The 19,145-nt window shown below is 63.9% G+C and carries 13 protein-coding genes; 6 read left to right on the top strand and 7 right to left on the bottom strand.

Annotation, left to right across the window (positions count from 1 at the left end; all coding sequences use genetic code 11):
• Nucleotides 1-369: 369 nt before the first annotated feature.
• The 5 genes from CEJ42_RS00860 to CEJ42_RS00840 all read right to left on the bottom strand — a co-directional run bounded on the left by CEJ42_RS00860 (nt 370) and on the right by CEJ42_RS00840 (nt 7,888).
• Complete coding sequence (locus CEJ42_RS00860) at nt 370-2,526, bottom strand: T6SS phospholipase effector Tle1-like catalytic domain-containing protein (RefSeq protein ID WP_088749773.1); 2,157 nt, start codon at nt 2,524-2,526, stop codon at nt 370-372.
• A 17-nt stretch (nt 2,527-2,543) separates the two neighbouring features.
• Nucleotides 2,544-2,924 carry a DUF3304 domain-containing protein gene (locus CEJ42_RS00855; protein WP_165774367.1) on the bottom strand — a complete coding sequence of 127 codons (381 nt, stop codon included), beginning with the start codon at nt 2,922-2,924 and terminating at the stop codon, nt 2,544-2,546.
• 128 nt (nt 2,925-3,052) lie between these two features.
• A complete protein-coding gene (locus CEJ42_RS00850) occupies nt 3,053-4,036 on the bottom strand; it encodes a DUF4123 domain-containing protein (RefSeq protein ID WP_165774366.1) in 984 nt (327 codons plus the stop codon).
• Nucleotides 4,033-6,981, bottom strand: coding sequence for a type VI secretion system Vgr family protein (locus tag CEJ42_RS00845; protein WP_088749771.1), 2,949 nt, complete (start codon nt 6,979-6,981; stop codon nt 4,033-4,035). Before CEJ42_RS00845 ends, CEJ42_RS00850 begins: the two co-directional genes overlap by 4 nt.
• Nucleotides 6,982-7,045: 64 nt before the next feature.
• Nucleotides 7,046-7,888 (bottom strand): hypothetical protein, encoded by an 843-nt coding sequence (locus CEJ42_RS00840; RefSeq protein WP_088749770.1) that lies wholly within the window; start codon nt 7,886-7,888, stop codon nt 7,046-7,048.
• A 196-nt stretch (nt 7,889-8,084) separates the two neighbouring features.
• Here CEJ42_RS00840 and CEJ42_RS00835 point away from each other — a divergent pair, with 196 nt between their 5' ends.
• The 6 genes from CEJ42_RS00835 (at nt 8,085) to CEJ42_RS00810 (ending at nt 16,601) form a co-directional block, all read left to right on the top strand.
• Nucleotides 8,085-8,924 (top strand): M15 family metallopeptidase, encoded by an 840-nt coding sequence (locus CEJ42_RS00835; protein WP_088749769.1) that lies wholly within the window; start codon nt 8,085-8,087, stop codon nt 8,922-8,924.
• Nucleotides 8,925-9,006: 82 nt separating this feature from the next.
• The gene (locus tag CEJ42_RS00830) at nt 9,007-9,264 is read left to right on the top strand and encodes a PAAR domain-containing protein (protein ID WP_079214966.1); all 258 of its coding nucleotides are present in this window, start codon (nt 9,007-9,009) and stop codon (nt 9,262-9,264) included.
• 66 nt (nt 9,265-9,330) lie between these two features.
• Nucleotides 9,331-10,863: a hypothetical protein gene (locus CEJ42_RS00825; RefSeq protein WP_088750189.1), complete on the top strand. Its 1,533-nt coding sequence runs from the start codon at nt 9,331-9,333 to the stop codon at nt 10,861-10,863.
• 30 nt (nt 10,864-10,893) lie between these two features.
• Nucleotides 10,894-14,805, top strand: coding sequence for a type VI secretion system membrane subunit TssM (gene tssM / locus CEJ42_RS00820; RefSeq protein ID WP_088749768.1), 3,912 nt, complete (start codon nt 10,894-10,896; stop codon nt 14,803-14,805).
• Nucleotides 14,802-15,788, top strand: coding sequence for a type VI secretion system-associated protein TagF (tagF, locus tag CEJ42_RS00815; RefSeq protein ID WP_088749767.1), 987 nt, complete (start codon nt 14,802-14,804; stop codon nt 15,786-15,788). The genes tssM and tagF overlap by 4 nt, the downstream gene beginning before the upstream one ends.
• 27 nt (nt 15,789-15,815) lie before the next feature.
• Nucleotides 15,816-16,601, top strand: a complete 786-nt coding sequence (locus tag CEJ42_RS00810) for an OmpA family protein (protein WP_165774383.1) — start codon at nt 15,816-15,818, stop codon at nt 16,599-16,601.
• 237 nt (nt 16,602-16,838) lie between these two features.
• On the opposite strand, the gene tssA is transcribed toward CEJ42_RS00810, so the two are convergent.
• Together tssA and CEJ42_RS25195 are read right to left on the bottom strand one after the other, a co-directional pair.
• The gene (gene tssA, locus CEJ42_RS00805) at nt 16,839-17,990 is read right to left on the bottom strand and encodes a type VI secretion system protein TssA (protein ID WP_088749765.1); all 1,152 of its coding nucleotides are present in this window, start codon (nt 17,988-17,990) and stop codon (nt 16,839-16,841) included.
• Between the two features lie 191 nt (nt 17,991-18,181).
• Nucleotides 18,182-19,000: a DUF6708 domain-containing protein gene (locus tag CEJ42_RS25195; protein ID WP_243397747.1), complete on the bottom strand. Its 819-nt coding sequence runs from the start codon at nt 18,998-19,000 to the stop codon at nt 18,182-18,184.
• Nucleotides 19,001-19,145 lie beyond the last annotated feature (145 nt).

Raw genomic sequence — 19,145 nt, 5'->3', positions numbered from 1 at the left:
CGAACTGACCAGAACATTGCCTCCACCCGTGCCATTGACTGTAAATTGATCAATATTGCGATCGGTATAGCTGTAGCTATGAATGGATAGCATGACTCGTTTGCTCTGGCCAGGCCGGCCTGACCGGATTTCTCCAGAAGAGGACTCGGCACCCGCGTCACACACGCTTAGGCTGATGAGGGAAATCATCAGCATCAATATTTTTTCCCCACCAACTGCGCCATGATGCGATGAAGTGTCGATTTTGGCGCACGTCACGGCCGGCACAACGCACAAGAGAGTCGTTCATTTTTTTCTTTATATCTGATCTGCCGTCTATCACTCAGCCAATTGGCGAATCGATCAATTGCTCCGGATGACTCATCCTCGTCAATCGACGTATTTGTGCCAGAGCGTTTCCATTTGCTCATATTTTCTGATCAGATGCTTCTGAGCCGCATCGTAGATGCGATGCGCCTCGTCAGCGTCGCGCCTGATTTCCGCCATCGTTTTGTTTTTCAGTTCAACGGCCTTGCGCTTGGCCGCATCAGCCTTTGCCTGGATCTCCCGCTTTGCTCGGTCAGCAGCATCGTTTGCAGCCTGTTCCACCCGATGCGCAGTTTCAGTCGCGGCTTTCTCGACACGATGGTATCCACGAACAACCCGATCGCGTGCATCCTGATAGGTATGGACGGTGTAATCCCGAATCGCCTGGGCATCTTCGGCCATTTCTTCTGCTTGATCCGTACCCCTTTTCGCCACTGCACTGGCCAGCCTGTTCAACGGCGCGTCGGCTTCGCCTTGCATAAAGACGTGCCGGAAACGGGCATAGCCGCCGGTCAGGAAAACAGGCTCATGCTTGCCCACGACGCGGAAACCAGCTCGTGAATCATGCACATAGTCTTCGAACAACTTGACGCACGCCGCAGGCGGCATCGGGCCATCCGTCATTATTCCGAGGAATTTTTTCTGCTCCGCGCTCAGCTGATTTTCAAACGGGTTGTCCAGCACCAAGGAATTCACACCTCCGGACAAGGGCGAGTAGCGCCAGCCGTATTTCGGCAGCACGCGCGCAGCGCGCTGTCCTTCAGTCAGGGAGGCGCGTCCGCGCCAGTCTCGGAGCATCTTCCCTAGTTCCACATCAGCCTCCAGCAGATCCTTTTTGTCGGAGACGGAGGCATCTTTGTAGAAGCGCTCCTGCAGCAGCAAACTTCCTTTTCCGGCATGCAGGGAGCCGCGCCAACGTAGGTATTGGCGCGTGTGCGCTTCCGTAAATTCGCGCACCGTAGCAGCCTTGATGCCGTTGTTTGCCAGCCAGTCGTTGTAGGCTTGCAGCAAGCGCGGATCGGAGGCAAAGTCGCGCTTAAGTTTCACTTCTCCGGCAATCTCTTCCATGGTCCGCAGCGGCACGCCCGCTTTCAATGCGGCGTAATGCATGTCGATCAGGGGAATTTGCGACAGCTGCGGCGATTGCCCCCAGGCCGGCATCGACTTTCCCTGCTCTCCAGGCTTGTAGCCGCCGCCCACATCGGAGTGCATACCAGGGTAGCCGATGTTCTTCCAGCCGGTGGAGGATTCCATTGGAAAACTCGCGCGCTGCTCGTGCAGAGCCACGAAATGTGCGCACTCTTCCACCGCTGGCAAGATGGTCTGTGTCTTGTAGGCCCATGCCATGTGTCCGAAAGTGACTGGAGTAACATCCCCTACCCCGACCGCGGCCACCGTGTCGAACACGCCGAGAAAACCCATCCGTATAGGAATATCCGCAATCTGGAAAGCGCCGTTGACCGGTTTGAGCAATTCATGGAGCCAATGGGTGAAAGCCCTCGCTTCGGCTGCTCCGCGTGAAAAGCCGAAAACCGAGACGTTGATTTGAACGATCTTGCGCTGACTGGTCTTGACGGCGGCCTTCAGCTTTTCTTCGAAGTTCTTGTAGAGGGTTTGACGACGCAGGTTTTCAGGCGCCGAAGTCAAATACCCCGGCACCTCCCAATTTCCGACCTTCCAGTCTTGTGGCGCAGCGTACGAACTACCGTTCTGGAGCATGAACATGCTCATCAGGTTGACCAGGTCACGCCGCTCTTTTCCGGCAAACAACCGGGTGCCGGTTGCATACAGATGAAGGATGTCGAATATGTAGGTGATCCCCCAGTTGATGCGGTCCGCACCCATATAGCCGAAGCCGCCACCGCCCTTGTCGGTGGCCAGAGCAAAGGTATCGCCGACCTCGGGAAAAGGCGTGCCTACGCCAGGAATATATTCCCTATAAAAGCCGTTCTGTTCGTCAGAAATATAGGAGTCAAACAGGCGGGCGACATTGCTGTGCCGATTCAGCGCCTGCTGGTCCTGCGTCTCGCCCTTTTCCACCCATTTGGAATTGTTTCCGGTACCATCGAAGAAGATGCCTACGAATACCTGCCCCTTGCATTCGGTATTGCCGCGAGAACGTAGGCATGCCATCGCTTTGGCGCGTTGAGCAGCTTCCTGAGCGGAGAACTTCCTGTTTCCGTCGAGAGGAACAGGACGGCCGGTATACAGCATACTCATTTCTGCCCGCCTTTCGCTCAGTGAAGAATCGACTTCAGTTCGACATCTTTACCCTTCAGGGGGTAATCGGGATGCCAAGTTGCCAGCGAAGTGACGAATACCTTCACTTCGCCATTGCGAAGAAAATGGATATTGAAATGTCCCGTATCCTTGGTGGAATATTGAGGCACGGGAACCTGCTTGGAAATTCGGTGTACGGTGCCAGCATTGTCCTCCCAGCTAGCTCGTACCTGCACCGTCAAGGCTGGCGTCCATTGCTCCGGCACGGAAACGCAGCAGATGTCACCGCCCCCTTCTCCTTTCCCGACGAAACCTCCTGCGGAACGCTTACCCCCTTTTAGTTCGAATTCGAAATCATCGATACTGTGGTCGGTATGGTTATAGGCGGTGAAATCCATTGCAAATCCCTCTCCGCGTGATTCGGCATCCTTGCAACCGATCAACGTCGACAACAGCAGCAATACGAATATAGGGAAACGAACTCGCGCTGAAAAAGCTATCATTTTTCTTTCTCTCTAAATCTTCATCACATGTTCTTGCGCCAGGCTGTTCCCATATGCTCGCCCGGCTCCGTACACCGTGCCTGACCACGGTTCCAAAGTGGTTCCCCGGCTTCCCATACGTCAGCGGGCATGGCCTGCATAGCCGCATAATAACCATCCAAAGAATTTGGTGGATTTGCCATCAAGGCCTGCATCGCCGGATGCTCGGTGCCGCGGCCGGAAGTATAGAGCGCCAGCAATACATATTGAGTCTGGCGATCGATGTCGCTCAAGCCTGCCGCCATCGCCTGCTGCTGGTACTTCGCGGCAAACTCAATCAATGTACGCGGCCACAGTTTACGCGTCTCGTCGGGAATAACGAATTTCAGATGATTGATCAGTGCATCCAGATCGCCGGCATCGACCAGCAAGCTGAACTGCCGGTCATCCAGCTCCATCACAGGACGATCCAGTGGTAGCTGCTGGCTGGGCGGACCGGCCTCGTCTGTGCGATGAATGGTCTTGCTTTCACCGAAGCGATCGACATAGGCGATGCTCAGCATGCCGCCGGTGAATAGGGCAAACTGCTGTTCAGTCAACGCCTGCAGCCAGATCGGCAGGATACGCGTGTCATACCAGCGTAGCATCATGGTCTGGCCGTCGCTCAGGCCGACCTGATGGAAGTTGCGCAAGTGGGCGGCGAACGCTGGCAAAGCCAGTGGACTTTCATACCAGCTCAGGCAAGGCGCGCCAAAACCCAGTTGCGATGCCCACGACACCACGCGTGAGCGACGCGACGCATCCAGCGCTGTCAGGTCGATGAGCAGTGGCGCGATTTCCGGCAGCGCCTCTTCGCGTTTGCCTTCGAACAGCGAGGCGTAAGGTACGCGCATGGCTCCCAGCCTGAGATGGCTGCCTTCCGCCTGGGCGCCGTCAAGCAGCAGGTAGGCGCAATGACTTCTTGCGGCGCAAGCATCCGCCCAGGGCAACAGAGCGATTGCATCCATATCCATCGTGTCGTTCGTCATACCAGCACTCCCGGCGCACCCTGCTTCATGGCGTTGAGGATGCAATCCTTGCAGACGCTATTGGGCATCTGGGGCATCGGCACGTCCTGCTTCACCGGCCCGGCAAACAATTTCTGCGCCGCATGGATGGTCAGCTTGCCCGGGCACTGTACGGTGATGTTGCCGCCGTCGATGGTGATGTTGGCGCCGCCGGCGGTGGACAGCGTGATCTTCTTGGCGGCCGCCCAGTCGATGCCGGCGTTGGCGCTCATCACGCTGACCTGGTCGCGCGCCTGCAGCGTCATGGTGTCGGCCTGGGCCTGGACGTCGATGTTCTTTTGCGCGGCGATCGCCTGCAAGCCGGCGCCGCCCTCGCCCGCCGCCATGGCGCCGGCCAGCACGCCCAGCGCCTGGCCGCTGCGCAGGCGGAACTGGTTGCCGCTGACCTGCTGGCCGTCGTTGCCCGACAGCAGGCTCACCGTTTCGCCGTTGGCCAGCTGCATGTGCTGGCCGGCCACGGCGCCAAAACCCTCTTTTGCCGCGATGCCGATCAGGGCGGCGGTGCTGTGCGGGACCTTGCCTTCGCCGGCCTGCGTGTTGGCCGCGGCGACGTCTGCGCCGGACTTGTCGGGATCGGCGTCCACCATGCCGGCCGAAGCGGCGCGCATGGCCTCCAGCGGCGCGGCGCTGTCGCTGATGCTGCTGGCGTTGGCTTGCGAGGGCCCGAGATGGCTGGCCATGCCGACCGTCTTGTGGGTCACGGCGGCGTCGTTGAAGGTCTTGCCCAGCAAGGCGGCCTGTTTGAGCATGGCCATGCCGCCGGCATTGTCGCCGGCCGGATCCCGGCTACCCGGGTTTTGTTCGACCTTGTAGCTGGAAAACAGAATCCCGCTGCCGGCCCGCACCGCGCCATAGGCGTCGGTGCGCAGCTCGGCGCCGGTGCCGCGGAAGCTGCCGCGGTAATTGTCGGCGGTGTGGATCAGGTGGCCGAGATTGAGTTCGGTGCCCGCCTGGCTGGTCTTGAGCTGCACGCGTCCCTGCGAATCGGTGTCGTCGAACAGCATCTGGTTGTAGCCGGCGCCGCCGAATTCCTTGGAACGGATGCCCCATTGCGCGGCCGCGTTGCCGTGGCCGCTGCTGTCTTGGCTGCCGCCATGCCAGGTCGGGCCGTTGCCGCCGGCGAGGTTGCCCTGGCCGCTGGCCTGCAGGTCGCTGGCGCTGCCGAACGTCTTTGAAGTCTCCCCGCCGTCGGATTGCGAGGTGTCGCCGCCCGGCGTCGATGCCGCGGCGCCCTCGCCGCGCCCGTTGTACAGCGCGCCGATGATGATCGGCCGGTCAATGTCGTCTTCCAGGAACTGCACCAGCACTTCCTGGCCGATGCGCGGCAGGAACTGCATGCCATTGCCGCCGCCGGCCGAGCGCTGCGCCACGCGCACCCAGCAGGTGGCCGCCGCGTCGTTGTTGCGTCCTTGCCAGTGGAAACGGATACGAACGCGGCCCAGGCGGTCGCAGTGGAGCTCGTCGGCGCCGCCGGCGCTATGTTCGCCGTTGGGGCCGACCACGATCGCGCTCTGGCTGCCGTGGGCGGTGGCGCGCGCATGCAGGCGCAGGCCGGTGCCGTCGGCCAGTACCGGGCGCCACACCACGTCGGCGCGGATCGCCTCGAAGGCGTTGGCGTAGCCCAGTTTTCTTGCCTGCGCGATCACCCCGGCGAGGTCGGCGTCGCCCGTCATTGGCAGCGAGTCGGGGCGCACTTGGCCATGAAAGGCCTGTTGATCGCCTTCGCAGGCGGCGATGCACTCCTCAAGCAGCGGCGGCACCGGGCCGAACAGCTCGGCCAGGCCTTCTTGCGCGTCCTTGGGGAGGTTATTCACGCCCACGCTCAGCACCGACAGCACGGCATATTCGGTGGGCTTGCCCTCCTGCCCGCCGGACGTGCCGAGCGGGCCGCCGGCCAGCGAGAAGCGCGTGCCCGGGCGCAGGGTGCGCACTGTGCTGCGCGCCTGCCACAGCTTGTTGCGCGCTTCGCTGGCTTCCAGGTGAAGCTGCGCGTAGTGGTCGGCTTCGCCGGCGTTGCTGTAGGCATAGAGCCCGGGGCTGTCGTAGCTTTCCAGGCGCGGCGCGTCCTTGCTGCCGAACTCGTGCCGGGTCGGCAGGCTGGTGGAGACGGCCTGTTTGCTCTTGTAGTCGTAGGAGAGCAAGGTGAACGAGGCCGGCTGCAACGAACGGCGCGCGGCCAGTGCCTGGATGCTGTCCTGCTCCTCGCGCGCGGCGCCGGCATGGAAGCGGATGCCGGCGCCGCCCAGGCCGCTGGCGCTGGTCGCGTCCTCGGCGAAGGCCTTGCTCACGGAAGAGTCGGCAAACAGCACCAGGCGATGCGCCGCCGGCGCGTCGGCGGATTCCTCCACGCGCCATGACAGGCCCTCGCCGGCCAGGAGGCGGCTGACGAATTCGAGATTGCTTTCCCGATACTGGATGGTATAGCTGCGCGCCTGGACCGACTGCATGAACGGCGCCACTTCCTCCGACCACGTCCAGGCCGCGTGCGGCGAATACTCGGCGAACACGTCCTCGACAATCTCCATCACCGTCTTGTCCTGCCACACGCGGCTGTTGCGCGACTGGCTCAACAGCCAGATCCAGGGAACGATGCGCAAGCGATAGCGGGCAAAACCGCCCTCGCTGCCGAGCTTGGCGGCCTCGTTGACGAGGCCGGAGAAATCGGACGACGAGCCGTCCGACAAGGTGGCCCGCAACGTGGCCTTCTGCCCGATCAGGGACTTCAGCGGCACGCCGGCGTCCATGCTCAAGGCGATCACCTCGCGCGCGCCGACGGCGTGCAATCCTTCCGACGCGGCGAAGGCCTCCACCAGCATCTCGCCGGAGGACGTACCGCCGCCGAGGGAGAGGCTGTACAAGCGGGTCGCGCTGGTGAATTGCACCAGCTGGTTCAGCAGGTCAGACATCGATAGCGTGCTCTACATGTTGGGCGCCGTCGGGCGCGCCCGGCCAAGGCCAGGCATCGGCATATCAATTGGAATTGGGGATCTTGCAGGCCGGGTCGCTATCCCAGCGGCCGGAGCAGATGCGCCAGCGGCAGAACTCCCCCTCGACCAGGCCCAGCGCGCGGCAGCGTTGCAGCAGCGATTCGGTGCTTTCGCTGCCGTTGCGTTCGACCACGTCGACGTTGCGCCCGGCGGCCGGCTTGGACGCCTGGCCGGCATCGCTCTGTGCCAGCTTCTGTGAGGTGGCGCCTGCGGCAGATTCGCGCGCTGCGCGTTTTTTGTCGACTTCGGCCGAGCGGGCCACCAGCGCCTTGATCAGGTCGACGTCGCTGTCGTTCTTGGGGTCGGCCTTGGCGGGTTTCTTCTTTTTGTCGTCATGCGCCGCCGCGTGTTTGGCCGGCTTTTCCGGCTTGGCCTCCAGCGCGTTCTTCAGTGCGGCCGGAGGCGGCTTGACGCCCTCCTCCAGGGCGCTGGTCAGCTGGTCCTGGCTGCGCGCGGGCGCTTCGGCCGCCGGGGCCGGCGCGGTGTCGGTGATCACCGCGGCATCCGTCTTGGGAGCATCGGCCGCCAGCACGGGCGCCGCAACGGCCGATGGCGTTGTGGCCGGTGGCGACGGATCGGCCGCGGCCAGTTGCGCGGCCGGCTTGTCCTGCATCGCAGCAGATGCAGGCTGGCCTGACGGCCCGCTTGCATAAAACACCGCCACCGCAGCGGCGCCGATCAGCAGCAGCAAGGCCGCCACGATCGCGGTCTTGCGTCCCGATTTCGCTTTGCCGCCGGTGGCGGATGCGCGTGCGCCGGTTTTTCCATCCGAAATCGAATTGAGGATGCGAACTTCGTCTGACCCCGGCGTGTCCGAAGCAGACATCAGGCTCGGTCTTGTTGTTGTCGGTTTCTCTTGTTTCGGGGGCTGCAAGGCCGTACTCCTGTGTTATTCAACTCGTAAGAGTTGTTTGATTTTTATTAATTTGCCGTCACTGCCAGACCGGCTCAATTCCAGAAACGCGTCGACATCCGCAACCTGCTCTCCTGCGATGCGACGACCAGAATAAAAAGGGGATGTTGTGCTGTTCCTCGTTATCGTCTTCTACTTGTTGGTCACCGGCTTTGCCATGTGGCTGCTGCTTTTTCCATCCGGCAGGGAGCTCACCCTGCAGTTCCTCGCCTCCCGCATTTCCGTCCTGCGCGACCGCTGGGATCGATGGAATAAAACAGGAGATGAAGTGATTGCAGGGACAGCTTCAGGAGTCAGGAGTTCCCTTTCCGCAAGCATCGCCTACCTCCGCAAGAATTACGTAATCACCTCGGCCATTCTGCTCTTGCTGGTCGGCCCGGCGATGATTGCCTATTTGTTAAGCGGGAAGAACATGCTGCAGGGATTTGACGACTCCGAACGGGTCGCCAACACCCAGGTCGCGGAACTTTTGCGGGGCGAGCAACTCGTACCACCGCCTCCGTTGCCGCCGGACATGTTTACCACCGCGGAAGTCGTTCAGGTTCGCCCCATGCTGGTCGACGCCAGCCGGAACTGGCAATTGCTCAATCCTGAATACGCGCAGCGCCTGCTCCTGGTGTTCAAGATCATGAAAGAGAAGCACGGCTACGACATGGCGCTGATCGAGGGCTACCGCAGCCCCGAACGGCAAGACATGCTGGCCCGCATGGGAGGCAACGTGACCAACGCCGCCGCCTTCCAGAGCTACCACCAATACGGACTGGCGGGCGACTGCGCCTTCGTGCGCAACGGCAAGCTGGTGATCAGCGAAAAAGACCCGTGGGCCATGGAAGGCTACCGCCTCTACGGCGAAGTGGCCGAATCCGTGGGCCTCACCTGGGGCGGCCGCTGGAAGCTGATGGACTTCGGCCACACCGAGTACCGCCTGGCCGGCGTGATGAAAAAATAAGATGGCCGCGGCGCCCTGCGACGGGACGCCTGCGGCAACGACCAAGCATGCACACGATGCAAGAACGACAAGGGGAGCAGCAATGAGTAAGCCCGTCATCGTCCTCGGAGACAAAACCTCGCACGGCGGCGCCGTCATCGAAGCCACCGGCCAGACCATGATCAGCAACAAGCGCGTGGCCCGCGTCGGCGACAAGGTCAGCTGCCCGCGGTGCGGCACCAACAGCATCGTCAGCGGCGACGCCACCCTGCAGGTGGACGGTTCCCCGGTGGCGCGCGACGGCGACAAGACTTCCTGCGGCGCGGTCCTGATTGCGGGCCAGGCTACCACCACCGTCTGAACGACATGGTGAATGGGCCGGGGTCAAAGAACAGCAAAAGAATAAAAGAATAAAAGGCGGATGCAGATGGGCACATGGATAAAGCGCAGCTTTTTCGTCTGCGCGGTTTTCGCGATTACCTGGGTGATGTTCATCGCCTACTGGTCCGGCTCCAACCACATGCCGGACGGCGGTGACGTCCTCCTCTATCTGCTGGTGCTGCCGGCCTGCTTCCTGCTGGCCGTGTGGGGTATTCGCAAGGCCAAGCTCTCGATGGCGTCAGCCGCCGCCGCCAAGGCCGCGGCAGCCGCGGCGCAACCTGCCGCCGCCACGCCTGCCGAGCCTTCCCATCATCCCGAACGGCTGTGGACGCTGGCGGTGGCCGCCGGCGCATTGCGCTCGCCCCACGGCGCCGATGCCGCAGCCCTGCTGGAGAAGCTGCAGGCGCACGAAGCAAAGCTGGAGCTGGATCCCGAACTGACCGACGGCCAGGGCTTCCCGGTGCTCACCGGCCGCATCGCCGATGTCGACACGCAAACGGCGGCGGCCGAATTCATGGCATGGCGTGGCCGGCATGCGAGCGCCGAACAGGACGACGCCTATCTCCCCGACGAGCAGCAGCGCACCCTGGCCCTGGCGGCCGACGTCGCGCGCGAGCTGGGCGACCGTCTGATGTCGCACCCCTTCCTCGACGAATATCTGCAGGCCCAGCGGCATCAGAAGGATGCCGTCGGCTTGCCGCAGCTGCACCTGCTGGCGCTTCTGCCGGCGGCGTGGAGCGGCGAGGCGCGCATGCAGGCGGCGCAATGGCTGGCGCAACTGGTGACGCTGCAGGGCTGGCCGGCCGAAAAGATCACCGTGCTGCCGGCCATCGCCGGTGAGCCCGCCCATCCGCTGCTGCACCTGGACCGCCTGATCGCCACCAGCCGTGACGCCAACACGCAGCAGCCCTCCCCTTACCTGGCGACGCCCTATCTGGCCATCGTCATCGCCGCGCAATCCAATCTGGGCGCCGATATCGTGCAGGACTGGGAGCGCAGCAAGCAATTGCTGAGCGGCTCCTCGCCCAGCGGGAAGTCCCCCGGCGAAGCCGCGGCCGGTTTCATCCTGGCCGACGCCACCCAGGCCATTGCGCTGGGCGCCGAAGACCCGGTGCTGCTGCACCGCGCCACGCTGGGCCGCAAGAACAAGTCGGCCGACGAGGCCGGCCGCGTCGACGGCGACCTGCTCACCGCGCTGGCGCAAGCCGCCCTGCGCGACGCCGCGGTGCCGGCCGACGCGGTGGCCCTGCTGGTTACCGATGGCGATCATCGCGCCGGCCGTACCGAAGAAATCATGAAACTGGGCTACGCCGCCCTGCCCGAGATCGACCTGGGCAGCCAATGCCTGAAGGTCGGCGCCGAATGTGGTTCGGCCGGTGCGGCCACGGTGCTGGCGGCGCTGGCGCTGGCGCATGCCGCCGCCGACCGCGCGGGCGAGCCGGCGCTGTGCGTGAGCAACGACGATGCCCACGAACGCGCGGCCATCGTGCTGACCCGCAAGAATTCCCACCCCCATCCCATCACGACGACTGCAGAGCACTCTCCGGAAGCGACGGCGGCCCAAGCTGCGACCGCATAAAAATAACTCCTATCAAGAATCGCCTACATCATGCATCGAATCTGGCATTTCCTCAGCGATACACGCACCCTCGTCATCCTCGGCTTCGCCGCGCTGGCGGCGATCCTGTTCATCGGCGCCGATACCCTGGAGGTGGCCCTGGTCTGGGCCGCTGCGATCCTCGGCATCGCCCTGCTGGCCTGGCTGGCCTTCTGGCTTTACAAGCGCTGGAAGGCCAGGCGCGCCGCCGGCAAGCTGGGCGCCGTGCTCGAGCAGCAGGCCAGCCAGTCGGTGGCCGCCACCAGCGACAGCGCCCAGCGCGAGGATGTCGCCGCGCTGCGCACCCGCATGCTGGAGGCCATCAACACCATCAAGACCTCCAAGCTGGGCCAGAAGTCCGGTTCGGCGGCGCTCTATGAGCTGCCCTGGTACATGGTGATCGGCAACCCGGCGGCCGGCAAGAGCACCGCCATCGCCAACTCCGGCCTGCAGTTCCCGTTCGCCGACAAGGGCGGCAAGATCGTGCACGGCGTGGGCGGCACCCGCAACTGCGACTGGTTCTTCACCACCGACGGCATCCTGCTCGACACCGCCGGCCGTTATTCGGTCTACGAGGAAGACCGCAACGAGTGGTTCAGCTTCCTCGGCCTGCTCAAGCGCTACCGCAAGCAGGCGCCGATCAACGGCATCATCATCGCGGTGAGCATCGCCGAGCTGACCGGCAACCGTCCCGAATTCGCCATCAACCTGGCCAAGAACCTGCGCCAGCGCGTCCAGGAGCTGACCGAGAAGCTGGAAGTGTTCGCGCCGGTCTACGTGGTCTTCACCAAGGCCGACCTGATCACCGGCTTCAACGAATTCTTCCTCGACACCGAGCGCGGCGAACGCGACCGCGTCTGGGGCGCCACCCTGGCCTACGACCGCAAGCGCAGCGGCCAGGAGGTCGCCGGCTTCTTCGACGAGCGCTTCGACGAGCTCTACAACGGGCTCAAGGAAATGAGCCTGGCCAATATGTCGGTCAAGCGCGGCGAGAGCATGGCGCCGGGCGTGCTGACCTTCCCGCTGGAATTCTCTTCCATCAAGGGCGTGCTGCGCTCCTTCGTGGCCACGCTGTTCGAGGAGAACCCGTTCCAGTTCAAGCCGGTGTTCCGCGGCTTCTACTTCACCAGCGCGCTGCAGGAAGGCGCCACCGTGAGCGCCTCCTCGCAGCGCATCGCCGACCGTTTCGGCCTGGCGCTGGAGCACAAGCCGCAGCGCGAGATCTTCTCGCAGCACGGCTTCTTCCTGCACAACCTGTTCAAGCAGGTGATCTTCGCCGACAAGCAGCTGGTGGCGCAGTACACCAGCCGCAACAAGATCCGCGTGCGCTACGCCACCTTCTTCGGCGCCATCGCCGTGCTGGGCGCGCTGTTGGGTGGCTGGAGCTGGTCCTACATGGGCAACCGCCAGCTGGTGGCCAATGTCCAGGCCGACATGGACAAGGCCGTCAAGCTGCAGGAAAAACGCCTGGACCTGCAATCGCGCTTCGAGGCGCTGGAGATCCTGCAGGACCGCATCGAGCAGCTCGACCGCTACCGCGCCAGCCGGCCGGTGTCGGTGGGCCTGGGGCTGTACCAGGGCGACCTGCTGGAACGCAAGCTGCGCGAGGAATACTTCGCCGGCATCAAGGAAATCATGTTGAAGCCGGTGGCCGGCAGCATCGAGAGCTACCTGCTGGAAGTGAACGCCAACTCGGGCCGCCTGGAGCCGATGTCGCGCCCGCCGCAGGCCGGCGCCATCACCCCGGTGGCCGACAGCGCGGCCCAGGCGGCGCAGGCCGCCAATGCCCTGCGCACTTACAAGGACAGCTCCGCCACCAGCGTGGAGGACGCCTACAACGCGCTCAAGACCTACCTGATGCTGTCCGACAAGTCGCGCGCCGAGTCCAGCCACCTGAACGACCAGATCACCCGCTTCTGGCGCGGCTGGCTGGAAACCAACCGCGGCACCATGCCGCGCGAGCAGATGATCCGCAGCGCAGAGCGCCTGATCAGCTTCTCGCTGGAACAGATCAATGACCCCTCCTGGCCCACCGTCGACAACAAGCTGACGCTGGTCGACCAGACCCGCGAGAACCTGCGCCGCGTGGTGCGCGGCATGCCGGCGCGCGAGCGCGTGTACGCCGACGTCAAGGCGCGCGCCGCGACCCGCTTCGCCTCCATGACGGTGGCGCGCATCGTCGGCGACAAGGACAAGGAACTGGTCATGGGCAGCTACGCCATCCCCGGCACCTTCACCCGCGACGCCTGGGAAAAGTTCGTGCAGGACGCCTTCAAGGAAGCCGCCAACAAGGAACTGCAAAGCGCCGACTGGGTGCTCAAGACCTCCGCCAAGGACGACCTGACGCTGGAAGGCAGCCCCGAGCAGATCCAGAAGGCGCTGGTGACGCAGTACAAGACCGAGTACGCCCGCGAATGGCAGAAATTCCTGCAGGGCGTGAGCATCATCGAGCTGCGCAACTTGGATGACGCCACCAACGCCATGAATCGCCTGGGCGACCCGATCACCTCGCCGCTGAACAAGGTGATCAACACCGTCTACGACGAAACCTCCTGGGACAACCCCTCGCTGGTGGACGCGGGCCTGGCCAACGCGCGCCGCGGCTTCATGGGCTGGTTCAAGGAAACCATCCTGCGCCGCTCGCCGGCGCCGGTGCCCACCCAGCTCAACGCCGACGGCACCAGCGCCATCCCGATGGGGCCGGTGGGCCGCGAGTTCGCCGGCGTGGCGCGCCTGGTGGTCAACAAGGACAACACTTCGCTGTTGCGCGGCTACATGGAGAATCTCTCCAAGCTGCGCACCCGCTTGAACACCATCAAGAACCAGGGCGACACCGGCCCCGGCGCCAAGCAGCTGATGCAGCAGACGCTGGAAGGCAACGGCTCGGAACTGTCCGATTCGCTCAAGTTCGTCGACGAGGAAATGCTGCCCGGCCTGAACGACCAGCAAAAGACCGTGCTGCGCCCGCTGCTGGTGCGTCCGCTGGTGCAGGGCTTCAACGCCTTGATCCGTCCCACCGAGGGCGAGGTCAACAAGATCTGGCGCGCCCAGGTGTATGAACCGTTCCAGAGCAACCTGGCGGCCAAGTACCCGTTCTCGCCCAACTCCAAGATCGAGGCCAACGGCGGCGAGATCGGCACGGTCTTCGGCGAAAATGGCGCCATCTCCAAGTTCGTCACCAGCTCCATGGGACCGCTGGTGGTGCGCCGCGGCGACGCGCTCTCGCCGCGCAAGTGGGCCGACATGGGCATCACGCTGTCGCCGGCCATCACCACCAGCTTCGCCGACTGGATCAGCACCCCGGGCGCCGCCAACGGCGGCGCGGCGGGCGGTGGCGCGGGCGATGCGCAGACGGTGTTCCAGATCCAGCCGCAGCCGGCCCCCGGCGCGCTGGAATACACCATCGAGATCGACGGCCAGCAGCTGCGCTACCGCAATACCCAGGCGCAGTGGACCAACTTCATCTGGCCCAATCCGCAGGGTTCGCCCGGTGCGCGCGTGACCGCCGTCACCTATGACGGGCGCACCGTGGAAGTGGCCAACCAGCCCGGCCGCTTCGGCCTGGAGCGCCTGATCAACACGGCCCAGCGCAAGCGTCGCGACAATGGCGCCTTCGAGCTGTCGTGGACCAATGAGGGCGTCACCGTGGTGGTCAACCTGAAGATCATCAGCAGCGCCGAGGTCTCGGGCAACGGCAACGGCGCCGCTCGCGGCACCGCCGCCCTGCGCGGCCTGAAGCTGCCGGAGACGATCGCCGGCGGCGCGCCGATGGCCGCAGCGGCCCCGTCCACAACCCCGGCCGCGCCCGGCCAGCCGGCGCCATCCGCCCCGGCGAACCCGAGCCCGGCGGGCGCACCCGCACCGCAGGCGCCGCCGGCTTCACCATCACAAAACCAACAAACCACCACAGGGGCTACGCAATGAGCGCAACCGGCACCCCGATCAAGGTAGGGTACTTCGGCAAGATCCCCACCCGCGGGGACTTCATCAAGGCTACCGACAACGCCGCCCTGATCACGCTGCTAGACAACTGGCTGGCGCAAACCATGGAGATGCTCTCGCGCGATCCGCGCTGGAAGATCATCTACGACGGCATCGAGCCGCTCCACTTCGCGGTCATGGGCCCGAAGAGCCGCCGCGCCATCGCCGGCCACCTGCGCGCCAGCGGCGACCAGTCGCAGCGCCGCTTCCCGTTCATCTCGATGAGCGCCATCGAGGTCGACGACCCGGTGGCCTTCGTCAGCAACAGCCCGCTGATCCTCGCGCGCCTGTGGACGCGCCTGGAGGCGCTGACCACCAGCGTGCTCACCGCCCCCGACCCCGGCACGCCGCTGCAGACGCTGGCCTCGACCACGCTGGAGCTGGACATCAACAGCGCCGGCTACAGCGCCGCCTTCGCCGACTTCATGGACATGCAGACGCTGGGCTCGCTACAGCAGATGCTGGGCCAGGCCGGCTTCGCCGGCACGCCGCGCCAGTTGCTGCTGGCGCTGGGCCTGCTGCTACAGCCGGTGATGGCCAGCACCTCCAGCCGCCTGGACAAGAACCTGATCCTGCCGCTGCCGCGCGACCCGATGTATCGCAGCATGGTGGCCAGCTTCTGGATGCACCTGATCACGCCCTTCCTCTCGCGCGCCGATTTCGAGCTGGCGCTGTTCATGACGCGCCTGGGCCAGCAGCCCTGCCTGTTCCTGGGCTTCTCCGGCGCCTCGCCGCGCACGCTGCATTCGGTGATCGACGCCCAGGCCGGAGCCGAGCACAACATCGCCTTCGACGAGGCCGACTGGATCGAGGAACACGTCAGCGGCGACTACGGCATCCAGAAGCTCTCCAGCTACCTGGCCCATCCCGACCTGTCGCTCAAATCCGCCCTCGACTCATTCCGCGAAGCCTTCATCGGAGCCTGAACCTTGAACACGTCCTCCCTCTTCTCCCTGAGCCGGGCCGCCTTCGTGGTCGCGGCCCTGTTCGCCAACGCCGGCGCCGCCTCGGCGCAAAACGTCGCGCCGCCGGTGGCCACGCCAGCGCCGGGCCAGGTGCTGGTCACCGGCACCGTGCCCGACGAGGCCAGCAAGGCCGCCGCGCTGGCGCGCCTGCGCGAGGTCTACGGCGCCGAGCGCGTGGTCGACCAGATCGCGGTCGGCCAGGTGGTGCTGCCGGCCAACTGGAACAACCACGTGCAAAAGCTGATCTCGCCCAACCTGAAGGCGGTCAGCCGCGGCCAGCTGAAGATCGACGGCACCGCCATCAGCATCAGCGGCGAAGTCGCCAACGAGGCGCAGCGCCAGCAGATCGCCAGCGACATGGCCAGCAGCCTGAACTCGTCCTATACGGTCAACAACGGCCTGCGCGTCTCCGCCTCCGAGCAGGGGCTGCTGGACAATGCGCTGGCCAACCGCGTGGTCTCCTTCGAAAGCGGCCAGGCCACGCTGACGCCGGAAGGCAAGCGCATCCTCGACGAGATCGCCGCCACCATGTTGAAGCTCAAGGGCCGCCACGTGGAGATCATCGGCAACACCGACAACGAGGGCCTGCGCGCCAGTAACGTCTCGCTGTCGCTGGCCCGCGCCGATTCGGTCAAGGCCTACCTCGGCGCCAAGGGCGTGGACGACAGCCTGCTGACCACCTCGGGCCAGGGGCCGGATCGGCCGGTGGCGTCCAATGCCACGGCCGAGGGGCGCGCCAAGAACCGGCGCATTGAGTTCCGGATCGCGAAGTAATCCGGGGGACTTTCGTTTTCCTGTTTCCGCGTCCGTTTGACGTCGCTCGGTCCCGGCCTGCGCCAGGGTGACAGGCAGACAGGTACTCGATCAGCCAGCGGCTCAAGTGGCCTCCCCTTGTCGTCCCGGCGAAAGCCTGGACCCAGCGTCGTTCGTCATGAGCAGCGAACAATAAAAAAGCGGAACCGGCTTGCACCGGTTCCGCTTTTTTCTTTGCTGTTTTTATCAGAAGCCCGCTTACTCTTGCGGCGGCGGCTGCAAGCCCAGCAACTCCTCCACATGCGACAGCGCGGCATTGTCCTTGATCACCGTCTTCAGCCAGGCGTGCAGCGGCAGCTCGCCCCAGTGCGCGGCCTTGTCGGCCAGGTGCGCCACCGGGCTGTGCGGCTCGGTGCGGCGGAAGAACTCGGCCACCGCGCGCAGCTGGGCGATCGCCTCGGCGCGGGTGCGGATGGGGCCGTTCTGCACCGTGGGCACGCCGGCCGGCTGCGCTGCATCGGACAACTGCGCGGACAACTGCGCGGACAGATGGGCCGCGTCGGCGGCGCTGTTCTCGTCGGCGGCGCCCATGTCCGCCGGCGGCGTCGTGCGCAGGCCGGTATCGGCGGCGAAGCGCGCCACGGTGTCGCGCACCACGCCCAGCGCATCGCGCGCGGCCGAGAAACCCGGGCCGTCCACACCCAGGCGCACATCCACCGACGCCTCCAGCTGCGCCAGCGCCTGCGCGCAGTAGTGCGAATCGGCCAGCATGGCCTCATAGAAGGCATGCGAGCTGCGCTTGCGGGCCGACTCCATCACTGCCAGCTTGACGCCCTCTTCCGGTTGCCCGCCTTCGTTGGCGACGCGTTCGGCATTGGCCGCGCGGGCGCGCGCGCCGTCGAAATCGATCAGCGAAAAGGCCGTGCCGCGCCCCTCGGTCAATGCGATCTCGCGCGACATCGTCACCGCGCGCGCGAGCAGCCAGGTCAGGTTGCCTACGCGCTGGTCGTGGTCGCCCTCTTCCGACTGCGGGTACATGCCGTCCCAGTAGCGGTCGAACAGCCCCGCCACCAGCAGCAGGCCGTCGCCCAGGCCGCGCAGGCCGCGCGTCTTGCAGGCGGCCTCCGAGTACCACACCGCCAGCCGCAGGTCCTTGCTGCGCGTTTCGATCAGGCGTGCGCAATGCTGCTCGACGAAGGGCCAGTCGGCCTCCTTGATGTCGGTCACCCACTCGCCCTGGTCCAGCGTCGGATCGTCGAAGCGGCGCGCCTCGGCGATGGCGTCGAGGTCGGCCGTGAAGGACAGATCCTCGCCGCAGGGCGCGTTGTCGTTGATGGGATTGAGCAGATGATCGATGGCGGACATGGCAGGCTTGGCCCCCAGTAAGGATTTCAGCGTAGGCAGTTTCATGGTTGACTCGTTCCTGATCCGTTATTTTCTTGTCATGGAGATCCAGAGCATTTCTTGGTATCGCTATGGGAATAGCGCGCTCTTGACGAGATTGGACAAGGCGCGCAGCTACATGTTCGCCGGATGGGTTCGTTTATTAAACCTATTAAACGCGTCAACCCAATGGCGCGAAAAACTCAAGAAAGCACTGTCTATTTCCCACGGTGACACTCTTCGTTCACGGGCGTCGGCCATTTCGGCTCCGGAGCGCACCTCAAGGCGATATAACTGAACGCGCCGATCGGCAAAAGAAGCCAAAAAAACCAAATCAACACCAAAGCAAGCGACCATTCAAGGCCTCCCATGCGCGCTCGAATCTCGGAGCCTTCTTTCGATGGATCGAAATACGGCATATAAGCGAACAGACTGCGCCGAAATGAAATTTCCCGGCGACGAACAATCGCTACCGGCAAGTTAGCAATACCATCAGCCATGTAGCTGCGGATATACGCCCAGATTCCGGGCAACGCAGCATCGCTCACCTCATTTCCCTTCAAATTGACGCGCTCGATCACATTGCCCGTCCCCGGAGTGCAAATCACCAGTACGAGCGAATAGCGCACAAGATATGCTTTGCCATTGTAGCCAGCCATCTTGCTTATTTCCGCCTGCACGTCGTCCCAACTAAACCGTCGGATATCAGCCCGCCGCCGCGCGAACGGATTCAGGCTGAGAGGATAGTCATAGACAATGATTTCACGTGTGCGTCGGTTGAAACGAATCGGCATGTCGCGAGGCATGCGAAAATCGAGCTCGATCGCTCGCAGGACGATAGTGATGCCGCCAACCAGAATCAGCATCGCCAGGATTGCCAGCCAGTCCGACACTAGCGGACTGCTCAGCGCCCGAATCATGATGTTTCCCACCCATACCATGACAAGCAGGCCAATCAGGCCAAAAAACAAGAAAGCGCCTCGCATGACGCTTGAAGATCTGGAAACCTCCATCATCTCTTCGTCAATGAAGTTCAAGTCCTCGCCTATTGCGGGATCAGGATCAGCCGGGGAAGGCTGAGCGTCACGGTCAGGCAAATTCTTATACCAATTTAGAAATAGCCCTTCGGGTTGAGGTCGGCTGATGTAGTTTGTCATCGTCGATATCAATCATGTATTTGCA

This window comes from Herbaspirillum robiniae, assembly GCF_002213415.1.
GTDB lineage: Bacteria > Pseudomonadota > Gammaproteobacteria > Burkholderiales > Burkholderiaceae_D > Herbaspirillum > Herbaspirillum robiniae.
The sequence above is the reverse complement of the archived record's forward strand: the minus strand, read 5'-3'. Positions and strand labels throughout refer to the sequence as shown.

Bases quoted from the DNA above. Each gene is read 5' to 3' on its own strand.
- CEJ42_RS00860 (WP_088749773.1), bottom strand. From the start codon at position 2,526: ATGAGTATGCTGTATACCGGCCGTCCTGTTCCTCTCGACGGAAACAGG.
- CEJ42_RS00855 (WP_165774367.1), bottom strand. From the start codon at position 2,924: ATGGATTTCACCGCCTATAACCATACCGACCACAGTATCGATGATTTC.
- CEJ42_RS00850 (WP_165774366.1), bottom strand. From the start codon at position 4,036: ATGACGAACGACACGATGGATATGGATGCAATCGCTCTGTTGCCCTGG.
- CEJ42_RS00845 (WP_088749771.1), bottom strand. From the start codon at position 6,981: ATGTCTGACCTGCTGAACCAGCTGGTGCAATTCACCAGCGCGACCCGC.
- CEJ42_RS00840 (WP_088749770.1), bottom strand. From the start codon at position 7,888: ATGTCTGCTTCGGACACGCCGGGGTCAGACGAAGTTCGCATCCTCAAT.
- CEJ42_RS00830 (WP_079214966.1), top strand. From the start codon at position 9,007: ATGAGTAAGCCCGTCATCGTCCTCGGAGACAAAACCTCGCACGGCGGC.
- CEJ42_RS00825 (WP_088750189.1), top strand. From the start codon at position 9,331: ATGGGCACATGGATAAAGCGCAGCTTTTTCGTCTGCGCGGTTTTCGCG.
- tssM (WP_088749768.1), top strand. From the start codon at position 10,894: ATGCATCGAATCTGGCATTTCCTCAGCGATACACGCACCCTCGTCATC.
- tagF (WP_088749767.1), top strand. From the start codon at position 14,802: ATGAGCGCAACCGGCACCCCGATCAAGGTAGGGTACTTCGGCAAGATC.
- tssA (WP_088749765.1), bottom strand. From the start codon at position 17,990: ATGAAACTGCCTACGCTGAAATCCTTACTGGGGGCCAAGCCTGCCATG.